The organism is Streptomyces sp. NPDC027663 (genome assembly GCF_055566415.1).
In genome coordinates, this window is sequence record NZ_JBVHSK010000008.1 from 41,226 (window position 1) to 61,215 (window position 19,990).

A 19,990-nucleotide genomic window follows, 5' to 3' on the forward strand; every position below is an offset into this window, starting at 1 on the left:
TTTCGGCCTCCTACGCCGCGACCAGGTACGAGAAGACGGACTCCAGGGACTCGTCGGACGGCGAGACCGTGAGGAGCCGGATGCCGTGGTCGCGGGCGACCTTGGGCAGCAGGGCGGTGAAGCGGCCGAAGTCCACGGCCTGGATGCGCAGCGCGCCCTCGGTCACGTCGACCTCGATGCCGGACGTGGACGGGTCGGCGATCAGCGCGGCCGCGAGGACGCGGTCGTCGCTGGAGCGCACCAGGTAGCGGTGCGGGCGGTCGGTCATCAGACGGCGGATCCTGCGGAAGTCGCCGCTGGCCGCGTGCCGTCCGGCGACGACGACCTCGATGTGCCGGGCGAGCTGCTCGACCTCTTCGAGGATGTGCGAGGAGAACAGCACGGTGCGGCCCTCGTCGCCCATTTTCCGCAGCAGGTCCATCAACTGCATGCGCTGGCGCGGGTCCATGCCGTTGAACGGCTCGTCCAGCAGGAGCAGCGACGGGTCGTGGACGAGGGCGCTCGCCATCTTCACGCGCTGCCGCATGCCCTTGGAGTACGTGGAGATCTTGCGGTCCTGCGCGTACTCCATCTCGACCGTGGCCAGCGCGCGCTGGGCGGCCTTGTCACCGAGGCCGTGCAACTCGGCGTTGGCGACGACGAATTCGCGTCCGGTGAGGAAGTCGTACATCGCCTCCCGCTCGGGGACGATGCCGATGTGCCGGTAGATCTTCTCGTTGCGCCACACCGGCTGCCCGTCGAGGGTGACCGTGCCGGTGGACGGGGCGAGGAAGCCGCCCATCATGTTGATGAGGGTGGACTTTCCGGCGCCGTTCGGGCCGAGCAGACCGGTGACACCGGGACCGATGGTCATGGTGATGTCGTTGACGGCGACGACGTTGCCGAACCAGCGGGAAACGTGGTCGATGGAAAGAGTGCTCATGGGCGCAGCCCATTCCTTGGAAGGGTCGTGGTGGGCGACGGGTGGGCGGTCACAGTCCCACCTTCTGGTAGCGGCGGATCAGGAGGCCGTAGCAGGCGGCGATCAGCCCGAGGGCGCACAGGACGTAGACCGCGCCCTCGCCGTTGGACGGGCCGACCCCGCCCGGGAAGGCGGAGCTGCCGCCGAGGAAGGCGGACTGCACGCCGTCGATGAGCGTGATCGGCGAGAACAGGCCGATCCACGGGATGGCACTGTTGCTGTCCTGGGTGAAGGCGATGGCCTGGAGGGTGGAGACCGCGCCGTAGGAGATGGTCATCACGGCGATCACGGCGGCGATGCCGAAGCCGCGGCGCGGGGTGACGGCGGCGACGACCAGGCCGATGCCGGCGAAGAGCAGTGAGAGCAGGGCCACGGAGACCAGTCCCTGAGCGAATTCCTTGGTCTGGTGGGCGAAGCCCATCTTGGACAGCAGCGCGCCCGCGTACATCACGAGCAGGGGGGCCGCGGTGAGGACGAAGAGCGCCGAGGCGAGCGCCGCGAACTTGGCGCGGACGTAGTCGGCGGTCTCGATGGGCCGCGAGAAGTACAGCGGCACGGTCTTGAAGCGCAGGTCGCGGGAGACGGCCTGGGGTGCCTGCGAGGCGACGTACAGGCTGATCACGGCCTGCATGATGATCGCGTACCGGGTGTAGGACACCGGCAGTTCGTGTGCCTTCGTGGCGACGGCCACGGCCACCATGATGGCGGCGGGGATGCACATCACCGCGAAGAGCAGCATGGGCAGCACCTTGGACTTCACCGAGCGGCCGAGGCCGTAGGCGCCGCGCAGGGACTGCGAGTACAGCGAGCGGCGGGCGTAGGAGCGGCCGAGGCGGGGGCCGTCGTAGCCGCGGTAGCCGATGTCGTGGATGCGGCTCTGGTCGCCGGCGGGCATTGCCGGGGGGTGCTCAACCGCCATGGCCGACGGCCTCCTTCCGCTGTTCGTCGCTGCTGGTGAACACCTCGGAGATGTGGTGCCGGCGCTGTTCCATGCGCACCAGTCCGAGCCCGAGATCGACGACCACGTCCCGCACGAGGTCGTACGTCTCGTCGCCGGTGGCGGTCAGCAGCAGGATGTGTCCGGCGCCGGGCAGCCCGCCGGCCTCCGCGTGCGTCTCCAGCCCGCGCACGTGCAGCGCCTCGCGGACCGCGCGGGTGCCGTCGGGGTGGGCGTCGCTGTCGGTGACCTCGATCGCGAGGGTGGTCGTGGTCTGGGTGAAGTCGGTGGTGGAGCTGGAGCGCAGGAGCTTGCCACCGTCGATGACGACGACGTGGTCGCAGGTGCGCTCCAGTTCGCCCAGCAGGTGGGAGGTGACCAGGACCGAGATGCCGAAGTCGGTGTGGATACGGCGGATCAGGCCGAGCATCTCGTCGCGGCCGACCGGGTCGAGGCCGTTGGTCGGCTCGTCGAGGAAGACCAGCTGCGGGTCGTGCACCAGCGCCTGGGCGAGCTTCACGCGCTGCTTCATGCCGGTCGAGTAGCCGCCGATGGGGCGGTACCGCTCCTCGTACAGACCCACATGGCGCAGGGTGTCCGCGGTGCGCTCGCGGGCGGCGGTGGGCGGCAGGCCGGACATACGGGCCATGTGGACGACGAACTCGGTGGCCGAGACGTCGGGCGGCAGGCAGTCGTGCTCCGGCATGTAGCCCACGCGTTCGCGGATGGCGGCGCCCTTGGCGGCGACGTCGAGGCCGAGCACCTCGGCGCGGCCCTCCGTGGCGGGGGACAGACCCAGCAGGATCTTGATCAGGGTGGACTTGCCGGCGCCGTTGGCTCCGACGAGTCCGGTCACACCGGGTCCGATGTCCACGGACAGCCGGTCGAGCGCGGTCACCCGGGGGAACCGCTTGCTCAGGCTTTCGGTCACGATCACAGTCACGTCCTCGACGGTAGTGATCCGGACCACGCCGGTCGTCAGACCTCAGAGCCGTTTCCTCGTCCGTCCCAGGTATTACGGGACCCTGAGGGATCCCCATCCGAGGGTGGTCCGCAGCTGCGGGCCGGGCGTCGTCCACAGCCCTTGATCCCGCCTATTGACGCCGCCTCTAACAACTGTCACATTCACCAGTGGCAAGTTACGGACGCGTACCGCGGTCGACGGTTCGGAGGAACGGCGAACGGTCGGCGGAAAAAGGGGCTCCGGGACGGCGGACGAGTCGGCGGAACGGGTCTCCGGGACGGCGGACGGGTCGTCAGGACTACGGGACGGGGCGGCATGACGACGGCAGTGAGCAGCGGAACCTCCGTGGAGCTGCGGGGGTTCAGGCACGTGCAGCGCCTCGCCTACGAGTGCGCGGAGGCGGTCGCGGCGCGCCTCGAACCGGGCGTGACCGAGCGTGCGGCGGCGCGGATGCAGCGGGAGTGGCTGCGCGAGCGCGGGGTGCGGGACTGGTTCCATCTCCCCTTCGCCTGGTTCGGGGACCGCACGGCGTTCGTGAACTTCCGCATCCCCCTGCAGTTCTTCCCGACCGACCGCGCGCTGGAGCCCGGGATGCCGTTCATCCTGGACATGGCCCCGGTGTACGAGGGGTACACGGCGGACATCGGATACTCCGGCTCACTGGGCCCGAACCCGGTGCAGGACCGGCTGATAGCGGACCTGGAGGCGCACCGGGAACTGATCCTGCGCGAGGTGCGCGAGGGGCGCCCGCTGCGCGAGATCTACGAGGATGTGGACCGGCTCATGGTCCGCCAGGGCTACGCCAACCGGCACCGCGCCTACCCCTTCGGCGTGATCGCCCACAAGGTGGACCGGGTGAAGCAGCGCCGCTGGTCGCCCCACCTGTTCGGGTTCGGTACGCAGTCGCTGAAGGGCCTGGTCGCCGACGCGCTGCACGGCCACCGCGAGGGCTGGTCCCCGCTGTGGTCCCCGTACCGCTTCTCGGACCATCCGCCGCAGCCGGGCCTGTGGGCGGTCGAACCCCACCTCGGGTTCCGCGGGACCGGGGCGAAGTTCGAGGAGATCCTGGTGGTCACCGACTCCCGGGACCCCGCGGAGAGCGCGTTCTGGCTGGACGACGATCTGCCGCACGTGCGGCGCTGGGCGGAGGAGAAGTGACACTGAAGGGCGCGCGTGAGCGCTGGGTGCGGACCGGCGGGGTCGAGCTGTGCGTGGCCGAGCTGGGTGACCCGGAACAGCCGACGGTGGTGCTGGTGCACGGCTACCCGGACAGCAAGGAGGTCTGGTCCGAGGTGGCCGTACGCCTTGCCGACCGCTTCCACGTGGTGCTGTACGACGTGCGGGGCCACGGCCGCTCCACGGCTCCGCGGCCGCTGCGCGGCGGCTTCACCCTGGCCAAGCTCACGGACGACTTCCTCGCCGTGGTGGACGAGGTCAGCCCGGACCGCCCGGTGCACCTCGTCGGCCACGACTGGGGCTCGGTGCAGGCCTGGGAGTTCGCGACGGTGGGCCGCACCGAGGGCCGTATCGCCTCCTTCACCTCGATGTCCGGGCCGTCCCTGGACCACTTCGGGCACTGGATCAACGCACGCGTGCAGCGCCCGACGCCCCGCCGGGTGGGCCAGCTCCTCGGCCAGGGCGCCAAGTCCTGGTACGTCTACCTGCTGCACACGCCGGTCCTGCCGGAGCTGGCCTGGCGCGGCCCGCTCGGCAAGCGCTGGCCGAGGATCCTGCAGCGGGTCGAGCGGGTCCCCGGCGGCGACTACCCGACCGGTTCCCTCCCCACCGACGCGGCACACGGTGCCTGGCTGTACCGGGACAACGTCCGCGCCCGGCTGCGCAGGCCGCGCCCGGACGCGTACGCACACGCGCCCGTGCAGCTCATCACACCCGAGCAGGACGTGTTCCTCTCGGAGCGGCTGTACGACGACCTGGACCGGTGGGTGCCGCAGCTGACCCGCCGCACCCTCCCGGCCAAGCACTGGATCCCACGCACCCGGCCCGGCCAAGTCGCAGCCTGGATCGAGGAATTCATCGTGTCCGTCGACGGCGGCCGACCCGCCCCGCAGCCCACCGGCCGCCATGCCGACCGGTTCGCGGGGCAGTTGGTGCTGGTCACCGGCGCGGGCAGCGGAATCGGCCGGGCGACGGCGTTCGCGTTCGCGGAGGCGGGCGCCCGCGTGATCGCCGTGGACCGTGACGCGGAGGCCGCGGCCCGAACCGCCGAGCTGTCCCGGCTGGCCGGTGCGCCCGAGGCCTGGGCCGAGCCGGCAGACGTCTCCGACGAGCAGGTCATGGAGAAGCTCGCGGAGAAGGTCCACCGCGAGCACGGCGTACTGGACGTCCTGGTCAACAACGCGGGCATCGGCCTGTCGGGCTCCTTCTTCGCCACGACGACCGACGACTGGCGCAAGGTCCTCGACGTGAACCTGTGGGGCGTGATCCACGGCTGCCGGCTCTTCGGAGCACGCATGGCCGAGCGGGACCAGGGCGGCCACATCGTCAACATCGCGTCGGCAGCGGCCTACCAGCCTTCACGTGTCCTGCCCGCCTACAGCACCTCCAAAGCGGCGGTCCTCATGCTCTCCGAGTGCCTGCGCGCCGAACTGGCCGGCCAGGGCATCGGAGTGAGCGCGATCTGCCCCGGCATCGTGAACACCGGCATCACCTCCACGGCCCGCTTCGCCGGCGTCGACGAGGCGGAGGAACGCCGCCGGCAGAAGAACTCCGCCCGGCTGTACGGGCTGCGCAACTACCCGCCGGAGAAGGTGGCCGGTGCCGTCCTGGACGCCGTGGCTCACAACAGGGCGGTGGTACCGGTGACGCCGGAGGCGCGCGGGGCGCATCTGCTGTCACGCTTCGCGCCCGGGCTGTTGAGGAGGGTGGCGCGGGTGGAGCCGCGGCTGTGAGACGGCGGGGACCGTCCACCCCGCCCCACCCCCGTCCGGTACCGGCCGAGGAACCCGAGGATGCCGGACCCCCGGACCACCCGCCCTGCCGCACCTACCGCATCGAAGACCTCGCGCACCACACCGACACCACGGTCAGGACCATCCGTGCCTACCAGGAACGCGGCCTCCTCCCCCGCCCCGAACGCCGAGGCCGCGCCAACCTCTACTCGGACACCCACGTCACCCGCCTCCACCAGATAGCCCACCTCCTCGACCGCGGCTACACCCTGGCCTCGATCAAGGAACTCCTGGACGCCTGGGACTCCGGCCGCGGCCTGGGCGGAGTCCTCGGTCTGGTCACCGAGGTGGAGGGCCCGTGGACGGACGAACAGCCCGCCCGCATCACCCGTACCGAACTGGACGCCCGTTTCGGCGGAGCACCCGACGACGACGCCGTGGCCGAGGCGGTCGATCTGGGCGTGCTGGAGCCGGTGGACGGTGATCCCGGCACGTTCCTGGTGCCGAGCCCCCAAGAGCTGGCGGTGGCAGCCGAGTTGCACGCCGCCGGAGTACCGCTGTCCGCGATCGCCGGTCACCTGAGGGAGTTGAGGGCTCAGGTCGAGCACATGGCGGTTCGTTTCCTGGAGTTCACCGCCGAGCACGTCTTCTCCCGCTACCTGGACGATCCCGCCCACCGCACGGACGCACACGCGGCCGAGGCCGCCTCCCTCGTCCGCCGGCTGCGGCCCCTGGCACAGCACACGGTGGACGCGGAACTGGCCCGCGCCATGCGCGCGTCGGCCACCAGGCACCTGCGCAGCCGCCTCGGCGCGGACAAGCCCACGGCATCGCTCGCCGGTACCCGGTCCGTGCCCCTGCCGGCGGACACGGTCGGCGCCGTCGAAGGGCTCGTTGGGCCGGAGCGCGCCCCCGAGTTCATCGCGCTCGCGGCCGAACGGGAGGTGCGCGCACGCGCGTTGGACGGCCTGATCCCATCTCCCCCTGACGGCGACGTCGTTCACGAACCATCGTGAGAGATCCGATACTTGTCCACAACATCGCCAATCAGCCTGTGGATAAACGCAGTTGGCTGTGGATCAAACCTGCGAGCAAAAAAATAGACTGCGTGATCCACGTCTCTCCCACACCCTGGACGCATGGACGAACAACGCACTGTGAAGGTGTCGAAGTACCTTTCCAGACACTTGCGACACCAGCCCGAGCGCATCGGGCTCGCACCGGACCCGGGCGGCTGGGTGGAGATCGACGCGCTGATCGCCGCGGCCACGGCCCACGGCTTCCCGTTCACGCGTGAAGAACTGGACCACGTGGTCGCCACGAACGACAAACAGCGCTTCGTGATCGAGGGCACCAGAATCCGCGCCAGCCAGGGCCACAGCATCGAGGTCGACCTCGGCCTGCCCCCGGCGACCCCACCGCCGTACCTCTACCACGGGACGGTCGCCCGCCACCTGGACGCGATCCGCGCGGAGGGCCTGCGGCCCATGAACCGGCACGATGTCCACCTCTCCGCCGACCGGGAGACCGCCACCCGCGTGGGCGCCCGCCGGGGCCGCCCCGTCGTCCTCACCGTCGACTCCGGCGCCATGCACCGCGACGGCCACGTCTTCCAGGTCAGCGCCAACGGAGTCTGGCTGACGGCCTCCGTCCCCCCGCGCTACCTGCGCTTTCCCGGCCCCCACCGAGCAGGAGCGGATACCGGTGCCGGCGCCTGACCGGCAAACCTCCGTACCCGCGCGCTACCTGCGCTTTCCCGGGCCCCCACCGCACGGGCGCTGGCAACGGGGGCCTGTGCCTGACCGGCAAACCTCCGTATCCCCGCCCTACCTGCGCCTTCCCGGGCCCCACCGCACGGATGCGGGCAGCGGGACCCCGCACCTGACCGGCAACACCGCGTGTCCGGCGACACCGACCACTCCTCAGGGCATCTGCCGGCGACCGATGCCCGCCGCCATGCCCCCTGCGTGGCCGACCGGCGGCGTACGGTGACCGTTTCCTTCGCTGCCGGCCGGGCCCCTTACTCTCGAACGCATGAGTCTGCGTCTGAGCACCGTGATCCTGCCCTACCGCCGCTGGAGCGAGGGCGGCCGCTCGGCCTGGATCCGGGCGGAACAGCTCGGCTTCCACACGGCGTACACCTACGACCACCTGTCCTGGCGCAGCTTCCGTGACGGCCCCTGGTTCGGCGCGATACCGACCCTGACCGCGGCCGCGGCGGCCACCGACCGGCTGCGTCTCGGCACACTGGTCACCTCCCCGAACTTCCGCCACCCGGTGACCCTCGCCAAGGAGCTGATCTCCCTGGACGACATCTCCGGGGGCCGGATCACCCTCGGCATCGGCGCCGGCGGCACCGGTTTCGACGCGACCGCACTCGGCCAGGAGCCGTGGACCCCGCGCGAGCGCGCCGACCGGCTCGCCGAGTTCGTGCCCCTGCTGGACCGGCTGCTCACCGGGGACACGGTGTCGTCCGAGGGCCGCTTCTACTCGGCGCACGAGGCCCGGAACATACCGGGCTGTGTGCAGCGCCCCCGGCTGCCGTTCGCGGTCGCGGCCACCGGCCCCCGCGGCCTGCGGCTCGCCGCGCGGCACGGGCAGGCGTGGGTGACCACCGGCGACCCGAAGCTCTACGAGACCGGCACCCCGGAGCAGTCGGTCGAAGCCCTGCGCGGGCAGGCCGCCAAGCTGGCCGAGGCGTGCGAGGCCGCCGGGCGGGACGTGGCCGAACTGGACAAGATCCTGCTCACCGGCTTCACCCCGGACCGGGGCCGGCCGCTGGAATCCCTGGATGCCTTCGTCGACTTCGCGGGCCGCCACCAGGAGCTGGGCTTCACCGAGATCGTGATCCACTGGCCCGTCCCGGACTCCCTCTTCGCCGCGGACGAGAAGGTCTTCGAGCGGATCGCCATGGAGGCCCTCGCCCAGCTGGCCTGACCGGCGCCCGGGTCGCAGGGGTCCCGGACCACGGACGAGTGCGCCGGCGGGGGGCCCTCATAGGGCACATGGGCTCGCACACGAGGCGTCGGCTGCGTCTCCCAGCAGGCAGGCCCTGGCACGGACACACCGGCACGCACCCGAGGCGTCAGCTGCGTCTCGACGGGCGGGCTCCCTGCCCAGGCACACCGGCTCGCACACGCAAGGCATCGGCTGTCCTCCAGTAGGCAGGCCCCGGCACAGGCACGCCGGCTCACACGCGCGGCGTCGGCTGTCTCTCGACCAGGGCGGCCCCTGCACGGCCGTGCAGGCCTCTGGGCGAGAATGGCCCGGTGACTTCAGCGACCAGACAGCCCGGGACCCCTGCCGCCGCCCTGCCCGCGCGGCTGATCGCCACCGACCTCGACGGCACTTTGCTGCGCGACGACAAGTCGGTCTCCCCGCGGACGGTCGCCGCGCTGGCCGCCGCCGAGGAGGCCGGCATCGAGGTCTTCTTCGTCACCGGCCGGCCGGCCCGCTGGATGGACGTGGTCAGCGACCACGTCCACGGCCACGGCCTGGCGATCTGCGGCAACGGCGCCGCCGTGGTCGACCTGCACGGCGGCCCCGGCGCGCACCGGTTCGTGAAGGTGCGCGAACTGGCCCGGGACAACGCCCTGGCCGCCGTACGACTGCTGCGCGAGGCGGCGCCCGGCACGGTGTTCGCGGTCGAGCAGACGTACGGTTTCCACCAGGAGCCGGACTATCCCAAGCTGCACATGGAGATACCGGACAACCTGCTGCCCGCCGAGGAACTGCTCGCGCCCGACGGTCCGGACGCCGACCAGCCCGTTCTCAAGATCCTCGCCTACCACCCCTCCCTCGACCCCGACGCCTTCCTGACCCTGGCCCGCCTCGCCGTCGGCGACCACGCCAATGTCACCCGCTCCAGCCCCAGCGCCCTGCTGGAACTCAGCGGCCCCGGCGTCTCCAAGGCCAGCACCCTCGCCCTGTGCTGCGCCGAGCGCGGCATCTCGCACGAGGAGGTCGTGGCCTTCGGGGACATGCCCAACGACGTCGAGATGCTGACCTGGGCCGGACAGTCGTACGCGATGGGCAACGCCCACCCGGATGTCATCGCCGCCGCGTCGGGCCGTACGGTCGCCAACAACGACGACGGCGTGGCCGTCGTGATCGAGCAACTGCTCGCAAACCGACCCCGGTAGCCCCCCCCGCCTCCCGGCGCTCGTCACCGCGCTTCCCTGGCGCTCGCCCCCCGGCGCTCGTCACCGCGCCTCCCAGTGCTCGTCACCGCGCTCCCACCACGGCTCCCACGCCCACCAAGGACTTCGCCTCCGCCTCCGACTCCGCCTCCCGTCGAGCCATCTCCCGCAGCGGCCCGTCCTCGGTGATCAGCTGCTCGTACGGCCCGCGTTGGACCACCCGGCCCGCATCGAGCACGAGCACCTCGTCCACCGCGTCGAGCCCAGCCAGCCGGTGGGTGATCATCAGTGTCGTGCGGCCCTCCGTGGCGGCCAACAGATCGGCGGTCAGCGCGTCGGCCGTCGGGAGGTCCAGGTGCTCGGCGGGTTCGTCGAGCACCAGGACCGGGAAGTCGGCCAGCAGTGCCCGGGCCAGCGCCAGCCGCTGCCGCTGCCCACCGGACAGCCGCGCCCCGTGCTCGCCGACCAGCGTGTCCAGGCCGTCGGGCAGCGAGTCAGCCCAGTCCAGCAGCCGGACCCGGGCCAGCGCCCCGCGCAGGTCCGCTTCGGTGGCATCCTTCCTGGCCAGCAGCAGGTTCTCGCGCACCGAACTGTCGAAGAGATGCGCGTCCTGTGCGCACAGCCCGACGAGGCGCCGTACGTCGTCACCGTCCAGCGCGTATGCGTCCGTGCCGGCGAGCGTGTACGAGCCGGCCTCCGGATCGAGGAACCGCAGCAGCACCTGGGCGAGGGTCGTCTTGCCGGAACCGGACGCCCCGACCACGGCGACCCGGCGTCCCTGCTCCAGCGTCAGGTCCAGCCCGGCGAGCGCCTCTCGCCGCTGCCCCGCGTACCGTGCGGCCAGCCCCTCGACGACCACCGGGAACGGTGACGCCGGCGCCTGCCGGGGCCGCTCGGGCTCGTGTACGGGCTCGGGAGCGTCCAGCACTTCGTACACGCGCTCCGCGCTACGCCGCACCCGCTGCCGGTACCGCACCGCGAGCGGCAGGCCGAGTACGGCCTCGAAGGCGGCCAGGGGAGTGAGGACGACCACGGCCATCGCCACGCCGTCGAGCCGTCCGGCCGCCACCGCCTGGGCCCCGAGGAGCGCGGTGGCCGTGACGGTCAGCCCGGAGATCAATGCGGTCAGCCCGTCGCCGAGCCCGGTGACGGCGGCGGCGCGGGCGGCGATCCGGGTGAGGGTTCCGTCGGCCCGCCGGGCCTCGTTCCTCCGGGCGGGCAGCGCACCGGCGACGGTCAGTTCGGCGGTGCCGGTGAGGAGGTCGGTCACGCGGGTCGCGAGCACGCCCCGGGCGGGGGCGAGCCGCCGCTCGGTCCGCCGGGCCGCGGTCGCGGTCAGCAGGGGGACACCGACACCGGCCGCCAGCAGTCCCGCCGCCAGGACCGCCCCGGCCTCGGGCAGCAGCCAGGCCGCGAAGCCGACGGAGGCGGCGGAGACGGCGAGTGCGACTCCGGCGGGCAACAGCCAGCGCAGCCAGTAGTCCTGGAACGCGTCCACGTCGGCGACCAGCCGGGTGAGCAGATCACCGCGCCGGGTGCTGCGCAGCCCCGCGGGGGCGAGGCGCTCCAGCCGCCGGAACACCGCGACCCGGGTGTCGGCCAGCATCCGCAGGACGGCGTCGTGCGACACGAGCCGCTCGGCGTACCGGAAGACGGCCCGCCCGATCCCGAAGGCCCGGGTAGCGGTCACGGCCACCATCAGATACAGCACCGGCGGCTGCTGCGAGGCTCGCGAGATGAGCCAGCCGGAGGTCGCCATCAGCCCGACGGCACTCCCGACCGCCAGGCTGCCGAGCAACCACCCCAGCCCAAGGCGCCCCCGCCAGGCCCCACCACCCCGACGAACCCGCCGAAGCACCCCCCCGAGACGCCCCTTCCCCGGACCATCCCTCCCACCGATCAGCCCCCCTCCCGGCTCACCTTCCACCCCACCGATCAGGCCCTCCGGCCCGCCGAACTCGGCCCCGACCGACTCACCTTCCTTGCCCTCCGCCCGCCCGAGCCCCGCCCCGACCGACTCACGTGCCGGCCAACCGAGCCCAGCCTCATCCGGTCGGCTCTCCAGCCCCCCGAGGCGGTCCCACTCCGGCTCAACCTCCAGCCCCCCGAGGCGATCCCACTCCGCCCCGCCTTCCACCCCACCGAGGCGACCCTTCCCCGGCTCATCTTCCACCCCACCGAGCCGATCCCACTCCGCCCCGCCTTCCAGCCCCTCGAGGCGATCCTTCCCCGGCTCACCTTCCAGCCCACCGAGCCGATCCCACTCCGCCTCGCCTTTCACCCGGCCGAGGCGATCCCACTTCGGCTCACCCTCCAGCCCACCGAGTCGGGTGGCGGGTGGGCGAGGTCGGGGGTCCAGGGGGCGGAGCCCCCTGGTCGGCCCGCTGCACACCGGGTGCCCCACCAGCCCGGCACCTCCCAGCCCGGCAGCTCCCAGCCCCGCACCTCCCAGCCGTACCACCCTGTCGGCCACCCCCAACAACGCAGGCCGATGCACCACGACCAACACCGTGCGCCCCACCGCAAGCCTCCGCACCGCCGCGACGACGTCCCCCTCCGTCCCCCCGTCCAACGCAGCCGTCGGCTCATCCAGCAACAGCACAGGCCGGTCCGCAAGAAACGCCCGAGCCAACGCGAGCCGCTGCCGCTGTCCCGCCGACAATCCGGCCCCGTCCTCCCCGAGCACGGTGTCGAGACCCTCGGGCAGTGCCTCCACGAATTCCCACGCCCCCGCGTCCCGCAGAGCATGACGTACCGCCGCGTCATCCGCGTCAGGCCGGGCCAACCGCACGTTCTCCGCAACGGTCCCGGCGAACAGGTGCGGCCGCTGCGGCACCCACGCGATCCGGGACCGCCACTCCTCCAGATCGAGCCCGGCAAGATCGGCTCCCCCGACCCGCACCCGCCCCTCCGTCGGCCGCACGAACCCCAGCAGCACACTCAGCAGCGTCGACTTGCCCACCCCGCTCGGCCCGACCAGCGCTACGGTCTCCCCGGGCTCGACGGTGAAGGACACACCGGTCACCGCATCCGCCGACCGCCCCGGATAGCGGACGCCGACCCCGTCGAAGGTCACCGCTCCCGAGGGCACCGCGCCGGCACCGGACACCGGCACCGGCGTCTCCAGCACGGCGAAGATCTCCTCCGCGGCGGCCAGCCCCTCCGCCGCCGCGTGATACTGCGCCCCGACCTGCCGCAACGGCAGGTACGCCTCGGGTGCCAGCACCAGGATGACCAGCCCGATGTACAGATCCATGTCCCCGTGGACGAGCCGCATCCCGATCGTCACGGCGACCAGCGCGACGGACAACGTGGCCAGCAGCTCCAGTGCGAACGAGGAGAGAAAGGCGATCCTCAGGGTCCGCAGAGTGGCCTGCCGGTACTCCCCGGTGATCCGCCGGATCGACGCGGCCTGCGCCTTGGCCCGGCCGAACACCTTCAGCGTGGGCAGCCCCGCGACCACATCCAGGAAGTGCCCGGACAAGCGGGACAGCAGCTGCCACTGACGGTCCATCCGGGACTGCGTCGCCCAGCCGATCAGCATCATGAAGAGCGGAATCAGCGGCAGGGTGCCGACGATGATCACCGCCGACAGCCAGTCCTCGCTGACGATCCGCGCCAGCACCGCCACCGGCACGACCACGGCAAGCCCCAACTGCGGGAGGTAGCGCGAGAAATAGTCGTCCAGGGCGTCGACCCCGCGCGTGGCCAGGGTGACCAGCGACCCCGTCCGCTGACCGCTCAGCCACCCGGGCCCGAGCGCCACCGCCCGGTCGAGGAGCCGCCCCCGCAGTTCCGACTTCACGGCAGCACTCGCGCGGTGCGCCGCGAGTTCGGTGAGCCACGCGACCACCGATCGCCCGACGGCCACGGCGGCCAACAGCAGCAGGGGAGTGGCAAGTCCAGCGGCCGACTGTCCGTGCTGAAACGCCCCGACGACGATCTCGGCGACGAGCATCGCCTGGGCGATGACCAGCCCGGCACCGACGACGCCCAGACCGATGACCGCCACGAGGAAGAACCGCGTGGCGCGGGCGTACCGCAGAAGGCGAGGATCGATGGGTTTCACGTGAAACATGCCCTTCGGCCCAGAGGGTGTGTTTCACGTGAAACACACCCTCGGCGGACTCAGTGCGCGGTGCCGGCCGCAGCGTCGGGAGCGATGTGCTGTGTGCCGATCCGCTTGCGGAACACCCAGTAGGTCCAACCCTGGTAGAGCACCACGAGGGGAGTCGCGATGGCCGCCAGCCAGGTCATGATCTTCAGGGTGTACGGGCTCGACGATGCGTTGGTGACCGTCAGGCTCCAGTCCCCGTTGAGGGTGGACGGCATGACGTTCGGGAACAGCGACAGGAAGAGCATCGCCACGGCGGCCACGATGGTGACACCGGACAGCGCGAACGCCCATCCCTCGCGCCCGGCCTGGTTGGCGACCAGGGCGGCCACCAGAGCGGCCACCGCCACGATCAGGGCCACCAGGCTCTTGCCGTCACCGCTGTCGGTCTGCGTCCACAACAGGAACGCGAGCGCCACGACCGCGGCGACGACACCGACCCACCTCGCCAGCTTTCGCGCCCGCACCCGGATGTCCCCGACGGTCTTGAGCGCGGTGAACACCGCCCCGTGGAAGGTGAACAGTGTGAGCGTCACCAGACCGCCGAGCAGGGCGTAGGGGTTGAGCAGGTCCCCGACGCTGCCGACATACTCGAAGTGCTGGTCGATCTTCACGCCCCGCACGATGTTCCCGAAGGCCACGCCCCACAGGAACGCCGGGAGCAGCGAGCACCAGAAGATCGCCGTCTCCCAGTTGCGCTGCCAGTTCTCCTCGGGCCGCTTGACGCGGTACTCGAAGGCGACACCCCGGACGATCAGGCAGACCAGGATGAGCAGCAGGGGCAGGTAGAAGCCGGAGAAGAGGGTGGCGTACCACTCCGGGAAGGCCGCGAAGGTCGCACCGCCCGCGGTGAGCAGCCACACCTCGTTGCCGTCCCAGACCGGACCGATGGTGTTGATCAGTACCCGGCGCTCGGGACGGTTGCGCGCCAGCAGCTTGGTGAGGATGCCGACCCCGAAGTCGAAGCCCTCCAGGAAGAAGTAGCCGGTCCACAGGACGGCGATCAGGACGAACCAGACGTCGTGAAGTTCCATGACTGTCCCCTCGGCCTAGTACGAGAAGGCCATCGGCTTGTCGGCGTCACGGGTGTCGCCGCCGATCTTCGTGGGCGGGTTGAGGTCGGCCTCGGTCAGCTCGGGCGGGCCGGCCTTGACGTACTTCGCGAGCAGCTTCACCTCGACCACGGCGAGGACGGCGTACAGCGTGGTGAAGACGATCATCGAGGTGAGGACCTCGCCCTGGGAGACACCGGGGGAGACCGCGTCCCGGGTCTGCAGGACGCCGTAGACGACCCACGGCTGGCGGCCCATCTCGGTGAAGATCCAGCCCCAGGAGTTGGCGATCAGCGGGAAGGCCATGGTCCAGGTCGCGATCCGCCAGAACCAGGGCGTGAGCTCGGGGTTCAGCGCCTTGTTCCTGAACAGCACCAGGTGCGGCACCTCGTCGTCGCCGACCCGCAGCGCCTGCGGCAGCATGAACTTCTTCCGGGTCAGCCACAGTCCGGCCAGCCCGATCGCAAAGGAGGCCATGCCGAAGCCGATCATCCAGCGGAAGCCCCAGAAGGCGACCGGGATGTTGGGCCGGTAGTCACCGGGGCCGAACTTTTCCTGCTCGGCCTTGTTGACGTCGTTGATGCCGGGGACGTACGAGGTGAAGTTGTCGTCGGCGAGGAAGGACAACAGGCCAGGTATCTCGATGGCCACGGTGTTGTGGCCCTTCTCGACGTCGCCGTAGGCGAAGATCGAGAACGGTGCCGGCTTCTGGCCGTCCCACAGGGCCTCGGCGGCGGCCATCTTCATCGGCTGCTGCTTGAACATGACCTTGCCGAGGGTGTCGCCGCTGACCGCGGTGAGCAGACCGGCGATGACCACGGTGACCAGGCCGAGCCGCAGCGAGGTCTTCATCTCGCGGATGTGCCTCTTGCGGGCCAGGTGGTAGGCGGAGATGCCCACCATGAAGGCACCGCCGGTGAGGAAGGCTGCGGACAGGGTGTGGAAGGCCTGGCTGAGCGCGGTGTTCTGGGTCAGCACGGCCCAGAAGTCGGTCAGCTCGGCCCGCCCCTTCACCTTGTCGATCTTGTAGCCGACCGGGTGCTGCATCCAGGAGTTGGCCGCGAGGATGAAGTACGCCGACAGGATCGTGCCGATGGAGACCATCCAGATGCAGGCCAGATGGATCTTCTTGGGCAGCTTGTCCCAGCCGAAGATCCACAGCCCGATGAAGGTGGACTCGAAGAAGAACGCGATCAGCGCCTCGAAGGCGAGCGGAGCACCGAAGATGTCACCGACGAACCGCGAGTAGTCCGACCAGTTCATACCGAACTGGAACTCCTGCACGATGCCGGTGACCACGCCCATCGCGATGTTGATCAGGAAGAGCTTGCCCCAGAACTTCGTGGCCCTGAGGTACTTCTCCTTCTCCGTGCGCACCCAGGCCGTCTGCAGCCCGGCCGTGAGGGCGGCCAGGGAGATCGTGAGGGGGACGAACAGGAAGTGGTAGACGGTGGTGATGCCGAACTGCCAGCGCGCCAGTGTCTCCGGCGCCAAAGCCAGGTCCACGTCATCACTCTCCTTACTACGCCGAGGTACAGCGGCGGTTTGCCCCGCCTGTCCCGGACATACGAGGCAAACGGGACGCGCTTGTGAACGCGTTCACATTCACAAGCCATTATGACGTACTGATTTTCGGCAATCCAAGGGGGGTCCCCCTTCGCCGCCACGTCAAGACCTTGGCAGCGACTTCAACATCTTGTTGAATTGCGCGCCATGCAGATACGCATTTCCTGGCCCGCGGGCCACACCACCGCGACCCTCGACGCAAGCACAGCGACCACACAGGCGCTCGCCAAGGCGCTACCCCTGGCTTCGACCGCGCGCACATGGGGTGAGGAGGTGTATTTCGACACAGGCGTCTCGGTTTCACGTGAAACGGACGCCCGGCAGGTCGTGGAACCGGGCACGGTGGCCTTCTGGACCGACGGCGACGCACTCGCCCTGCCGTACGGCCCCACTCCGATCTCGCGAGGCGGAGAGTGCCGCCTCGCGAGTCCGTGCAACGTCCTCGGCAGCCTGGACGGGGACGCCGGCCTCCTGGCGACCGTGCGAGACGGCGATCCCATCCGTGTGGAGCTGATCGAGGAGTAGAGCTGCCGCTGGACTACAGCTCCTTGCGGTACGCCTCCGCGACCTTCAGGAAGATGTCGTTCGCCTCGGCCTCACCGACCGTCACCCGCACACCCTCGCCCGGGAACGGCCGGATCACCACACCGTGATCCTCACAGGCCTGTGCGAACGCAACCGTGCGCTCCCCCAGCCGCAGCCAGACGAAGTTGGCCTGGGTCTCCGGCACCGTCCAGCCCTGGGCCCGCAGCGCGTCGACCACGCGCGTGCGCTCGCACACCAGCGAGCCGACGCGGCCCAGCAGCTCGTCCTCCGCCCGCAGCGACGCGATCGCCGCTTCCTGCGCGAGCTGGCTCACTCCGAACGGCACCGCGGTCTTGCGCAGCGCGGCCGCCACCGGCTCGTGGGCGATCGCGAAGCCGACACGCAGACCCGCCAGCCCGTACGCCTTGGAGAAGGTCCGCAGGACACAGACGTTGGGCCGCTCCCGGTACAGCTCGACACCGTCGGGCACCTCGGGGTCGCGGATGAACTCCCGGTAGGCCTCGTCCAGCACCACGAGCACATCGCCGGGCACCCGGTCGAGGAACCGCTCCAGCTCAGCCCGCCGCACCACCGTGCCGGTCGGATTGTTGGGATTGCAGACGAAAATCAGCCGCGTCCGGTCGGTGATCGCGTCCGCCATTGCGTCCAGGTCGTGCACATCGCCGGGCGTGAGCGGCACCTGCACCGACCGAGCGCCACTGATCTGCGTGACGATCGGGTACGCCTCGAACGACCGCCAGGCGTAGATGACCTCGTCCCCGGGTCCGCTGGTGGCTTGGACCAGCTGCTGCGCGATACCCACCGAGCCGGTACCGGTGGCCAGATCGGCGACCGGCACACCGAAGCGGTCCGCCAGCTCGGTGACCAGCCCGGTGCAGGCCAGGTCCGGGTAGCGGTTGAAGTTGCCGGCCGCCGCCGTCACGGTCTCCAGCACACCGGGCAGCGGCGGGTAGGGGTTCTCGTTCGAGGACAGCTTGTAGGCGACCGGTCCGCCGGCCGCGGCGGGCTTGCCCGGCTTGTAGGTGGGAATCCCCTCCAGCTCGGCGCGCAGCTTGGGGCTCGTCTCGCTCACCGCAGTCCTCCTCGCGACCACCGGCGGCCCGTCGACACCGCCGGCTTCCAATACTCCTCACCTTATGAGGATTCGGCGCCGCTGCGTACAGGTGCGGGACGGCGGGCCTCCGGGACCCGGTCCCCTGAGCAGCCGGGCCGCGTCCCGCCCCACCGGCATCAGGGGCATCACTGTACGAAGGCGTACGTTTCCGGGGGCGCGCTGTACATATATCTATGCGCCGGTGGCTTGCGCCGTGGCGCGCATCCCCCGTGAAGGTGAGTTGAGACCTCTTCGAGACATCGAGCACTTGGCAGGTCCATACGCGTCGACAAGACACGTCCTATCTTTTGAGTCGTCAACAGCCTTGCTTTCAAAGGGAGTTGACGGCCAATGACCATGCAGAAACGTGCCTGTCAACGCGTGCATATGCGTCCGCACTACCCCACCGCATGAGCCCTACTATCGGCTCGCCATGACAGCAGCAGGGAAGCACCAGGTGAGCCGCGCGGAAACCTCACGTCGAGGAAGTCGGCCGGGCCGGGCGGGCATCAGAGATGTCGCCGCCGCAGCCGGGGTCTCCATCACGACCGTCTCCGACGCCCTCAACGGCAAGGGCCGGCTCCCGGATGCCACCCGGCGCCACGTCCGCGAGGTCGCCGACCGGCTGGGATACCGCCCTTCGGCCGCCGCCCGCACCCTCCGTACCGGCAAGTCGGGTCTGATCGGCCTGACAGTGACGACGTACGGGGATGAACCTTTCACCTTCACCGAGTTCGCCTACTTCGCCGAGATGGCCCGGGCCGCCACCTCGGCCGCGCTCGCCCGCGGCTACGCCCTGGTCATCCTGCCCGCGACCTCCCGCCACGACGTCTGGTCCAACGTCGCCCTGGACGGCACGATCGTCATCGACCCCTCCGACGAGGACCCCGTGGTCAGCGAACTGGTCCGGCAGGGTCTGCCGGTCGTCTCCGACGGCCGCCCGGCCGGGGCGCTGCCCGTCACCGCCTGGGTCGACAACGACCACGAAGCCGCGGTGCTCGACATCCTCGACCACCTCGCCGCTGCCGGCGCCCGCCGGATCGGCCTGCTCACGGGCACCTCGACCGACACCTACACCCACCTGTCGACCTCCGCGTACCTGCACTGGTGCGAGCGGATCGGCCAGGACCCGGTCTACGAGGCGTACCCGGCACACGACCCGTGCGCCGGCGCCGTCGCCGCCGACCGGCTGCTCGCCCGCCCCGACCGGCCCGACGCCGTGTACGGACTGTTCGACCCCAACGGCACGGACCTGCTCGCCGCCGCCCGCCGCTACGGACTCCGCGTACCCGACGACCTGCTGGTCGTGTGCTGCAGCGAGTCGACGGTGTACGCCAGCACCGAGCCGCCCATCACCACGCTCTCCCTGAAGCCCCGCCGCATCGGCACCGCCGTCGTCCAGCTCCTCATCGACGCCATCGAGGGCGTCGATGCGGATCAGCCGGTCGAGCAGGTGATACCGACCGAGCTGATCGTGCGTACCTCCTCGCAGCGACGCCTGCCGCGCACGACGGTCAGCCCGCCCCGGACACCGGACGAGAAGTAGCTCCGGGGCAACGACGGCGGGCGCCCGAGGGGACGGGGAGCCCGGGGCGTCCGGCCGGGGCGGGCGCAGTGTGCCCGCCCCCCACGCACCCACCGGCCGACGCAGGGCCCGGCCGGTGGGTGCGGGGCGGTCAGCTCGGTGAAGGAACGGTTCGGCGCGACGC

15 protein-coding genes are annotated in these 19,990 nt (G+C 70.8%); 8 read left to right on the forward strand and 7 right to left on the reverse strand.

Annotation, left to right across the window (positions count from 1 at the left end; translation table 11 throughout):
- Positions 1-10: 10 nt before the first annotated feature.
- The 3 genes from ACZ4SF_RS21910 to ACZ4SF_RS21920 are packed head-to-tail and all read right to left on the reverse strand — an operon-like array spanning position 11 to position 2,835.
- Positions 11-922, reverse strand: a complete 912-nt coding sequence (locus ACZ4SF_RS21910) for an ABC transporter ATP-binding protein (RefSeq protein ID WP_468386923.1) — start codon at positions 920-922, stop codon at positions 11-13.
- A 49-nt stretch (positions 923-971) separates the two neighbouring features.
- Positions 972-1,880 (reverse strand): ABC transporter permease subunit, encoded by a 909-nt coding sequence (locus ACZ4SF_RS21915; RefSeq protein ID WP_468386926.1) that lies wholly within the window; start codon positions 1,878-1,880, stop codon positions 972-974.
- Positions 1,870-2,835: an ABC transporter ATP-binding protein gene (locus ACZ4SF_RS21920; RefSeq protein ID WP_468387583.1), complete on the reverse strand. Its 966-nt coding sequence runs from the start codon at positions 2,833-2,835 to the stop codon at positions 1,870-1,872. Before ACZ4SF_RS21920 ends, ACZ4SF_RS21915 begins: the two co-directional genes overlap by 11 nt.
- Before the next feature lie 342 nt (positions 2,836-3,177).
- On the opposite strand from ACZ4SF_RS21920, the gene ACZ4SF_RS21925 reads away from it, so the two are divergent.
- The 6 genes from ACZ4SF_RS21925 to ACZ4SF_RS21950 all read left to right on the forward strand — a co-directional run bounded on the left by ACZ4SF_RS21925 (position 3,178) and on the right by ACZ4SF_RS21950 (position 9,913).
- Positions 3,178-4,020 carry a M24 family metallopeptidase gene (locus ACZ4SF_RS21925; RefSeq protein WP_468386929.1) on the forward strand — a complete coding sequence of 281 codons (843 nt, stop codon included), beginning with the start codon at positions 3,178-3,180 and terminating at the stop codon, positions 4,018-4,020.
- On the forward strand, positions 4,017-5,771 hold the full coding sequence (locus tag ACZ4SF_RS21930) for an SDR family oxidoreductase (protein ID WP_468386931.1): 1,755 nt from the start codon (positions 4,017-4,019) through the stop codon (positions 5,769-5,771). The genes ACZ4SF_RS21925 and ACZ4SF_RS21930 overlap by 4 nt, the downstream gene beginning before the upstream one ends.
- A 101-nt stretch (positions 5,772-5,872) precedes the next feature.
- Complete coding sequence (locus ACZ4SF_RS21935) at positions 5,873-6,787, forward strand: MerR family transcriptional regulator (protein WP_468387585.1); 915 nt, start codon at positions 5,873-5,875, stop codon at positions 6,785-6,787.
- 123 nt (positions 6,788-6,910) lie between these two features.
- Positions 6,911-7,489 (forward strand): RNA 2'-phosphotransferase, encoded by a 579-nt coding sequence (locus ACZ4SF_RS21940; RefSeq protein WP_468386934.1) that lies wholly within the window; start codon positions 6,911-6,913, stop codon positions 7,487-7,489.
- Between the two features lie 316 nt (positions 7,490-7,805).
- Positions 7,806-8,708 carry an LLM class flavin-dependent oxidoreductase gene (locus ACZ4SF_RS21945; protein ID WP_468386936.1) on the forward strand — a complete coding sequence of 301 codons (903 nt, stop codon included), beginning with the start codon at positions 7,806-7,808 and terminating at the stop codon, positions 8,706-8,708.
- A gap of 332 nt (positions 8,709-9,040) precedes the next feature.
- Positions 9,041-9,913 (forward strand): Cof-type HAD-IIB family hydrolase, encoded by an 873-nt coding sequence (locus ACZ4SF_RS21950; RefSeq protein ID WP_468386939.1) that lies wholly within the window; start codon positions 9,041-9,043, stop codon positions 9,911-9,913.
- A gap of 82 nt (positions 9,914-9,995) precedes the next feature.
- Here the strand turns inward: ACZ4SF_RS21950 and cydD are convergent, their stop codons facing one another.
- Genes cydD through ACZ4SF_RS21965 form a run of 3 tightly spaced genes read right to left on the reverse strand, consistent with a single transcriptional unit; the run spans position 9,996 to position 16,582 of the window.
- Entirely contained in the window at positions 9,996-13,979 is a 3,984-nt protein-coding gene (cydD, locus tag ACZ4SF_RS21955) for a thiol reductant ABC exporter subunit CydD (protein ID WP_468386942.1), read from the reverse strand.
- A gap of 59 nt (positions 13,980-14,038) precedes the next feature.
- Entirely contained in the window at positions 14,039-15,058 is a 1,020-nt protein-coding gene (gene cydB, locus ACZ4SF_RS21960; protein WP_468386944.1) for a cytochrome d ubiquinol oxidase subunit II, read from the reverse strand.
- Positions 15,059-15,073: 15 nt separating this feature from the next.
- The gene (locus ACZ4SF_RS21965) at positions 15,074-16,582 is read right to left on the reverse strand and encodes a cytochrome ubiquinol oxidase subunit I (protein ID WP_468386947.1); all 1,509 of its coding nucleotides are present in this window, start codon (positions 16,580-16,582) and stop codon (positions 15,074-15,076) included.
- 207 nt (positions 16,583-16,789) lie between these two features.
- Here ACZ4SF_RS21965 and ACZ4SF_RS21970 point away from each other — a divergent pair, with 207 nt between their 5' ends.
- Positions 16,790-17,167, forward strand: a complete 378-nt coding sequence (locus ACZ4SF_RS21970; RefSeq protein WP_468386950.1) for a cyclophilin-like fold protein — start codon at positions 16,790-16,792, stop codon at positions 17,165-17,167.
- Positions 17,168-17,180: 13 nt separating this feature from the next.
- Here the strand turns inward: ACZ4SF_RS21970 and hisC are convergent, their stop codons facing one another.
- The gene (gene hisC, locus ACZ4SF_RS21975; RefSeq protein ID WP_468386952.1) at positions 17,181-18,260 is read right to left on the reverse strand and encodes a histidinol-phosphate transaminase; all 1,080 of its coding nucleotides are present in this window, start codon (positions 18,258-18,260) and stop codon (positions 17,181-17,183) included.
- Between the two features lie 454 nt (positions 18,261-18,714).
- Between hisC and ACZ4SF_RS21980 the strand changes: the two genes are divergently transcribed.
- The gene (locus ACZ4SF_RS21980) at positions 18,715-19,827 is read left to right on the forward strand and encodes a LacI family DNA-binding transcriptional regulator (protein WP_468386955.1); all 1,113 of its coding nucleotides are present in this window, start codon (positions 18,715-18,717) and stop codon (positions 19,825-19,827) included.
- The last annotated feature ends 163 nt before the right edge of the window (positions 19,828-19,990 follow it).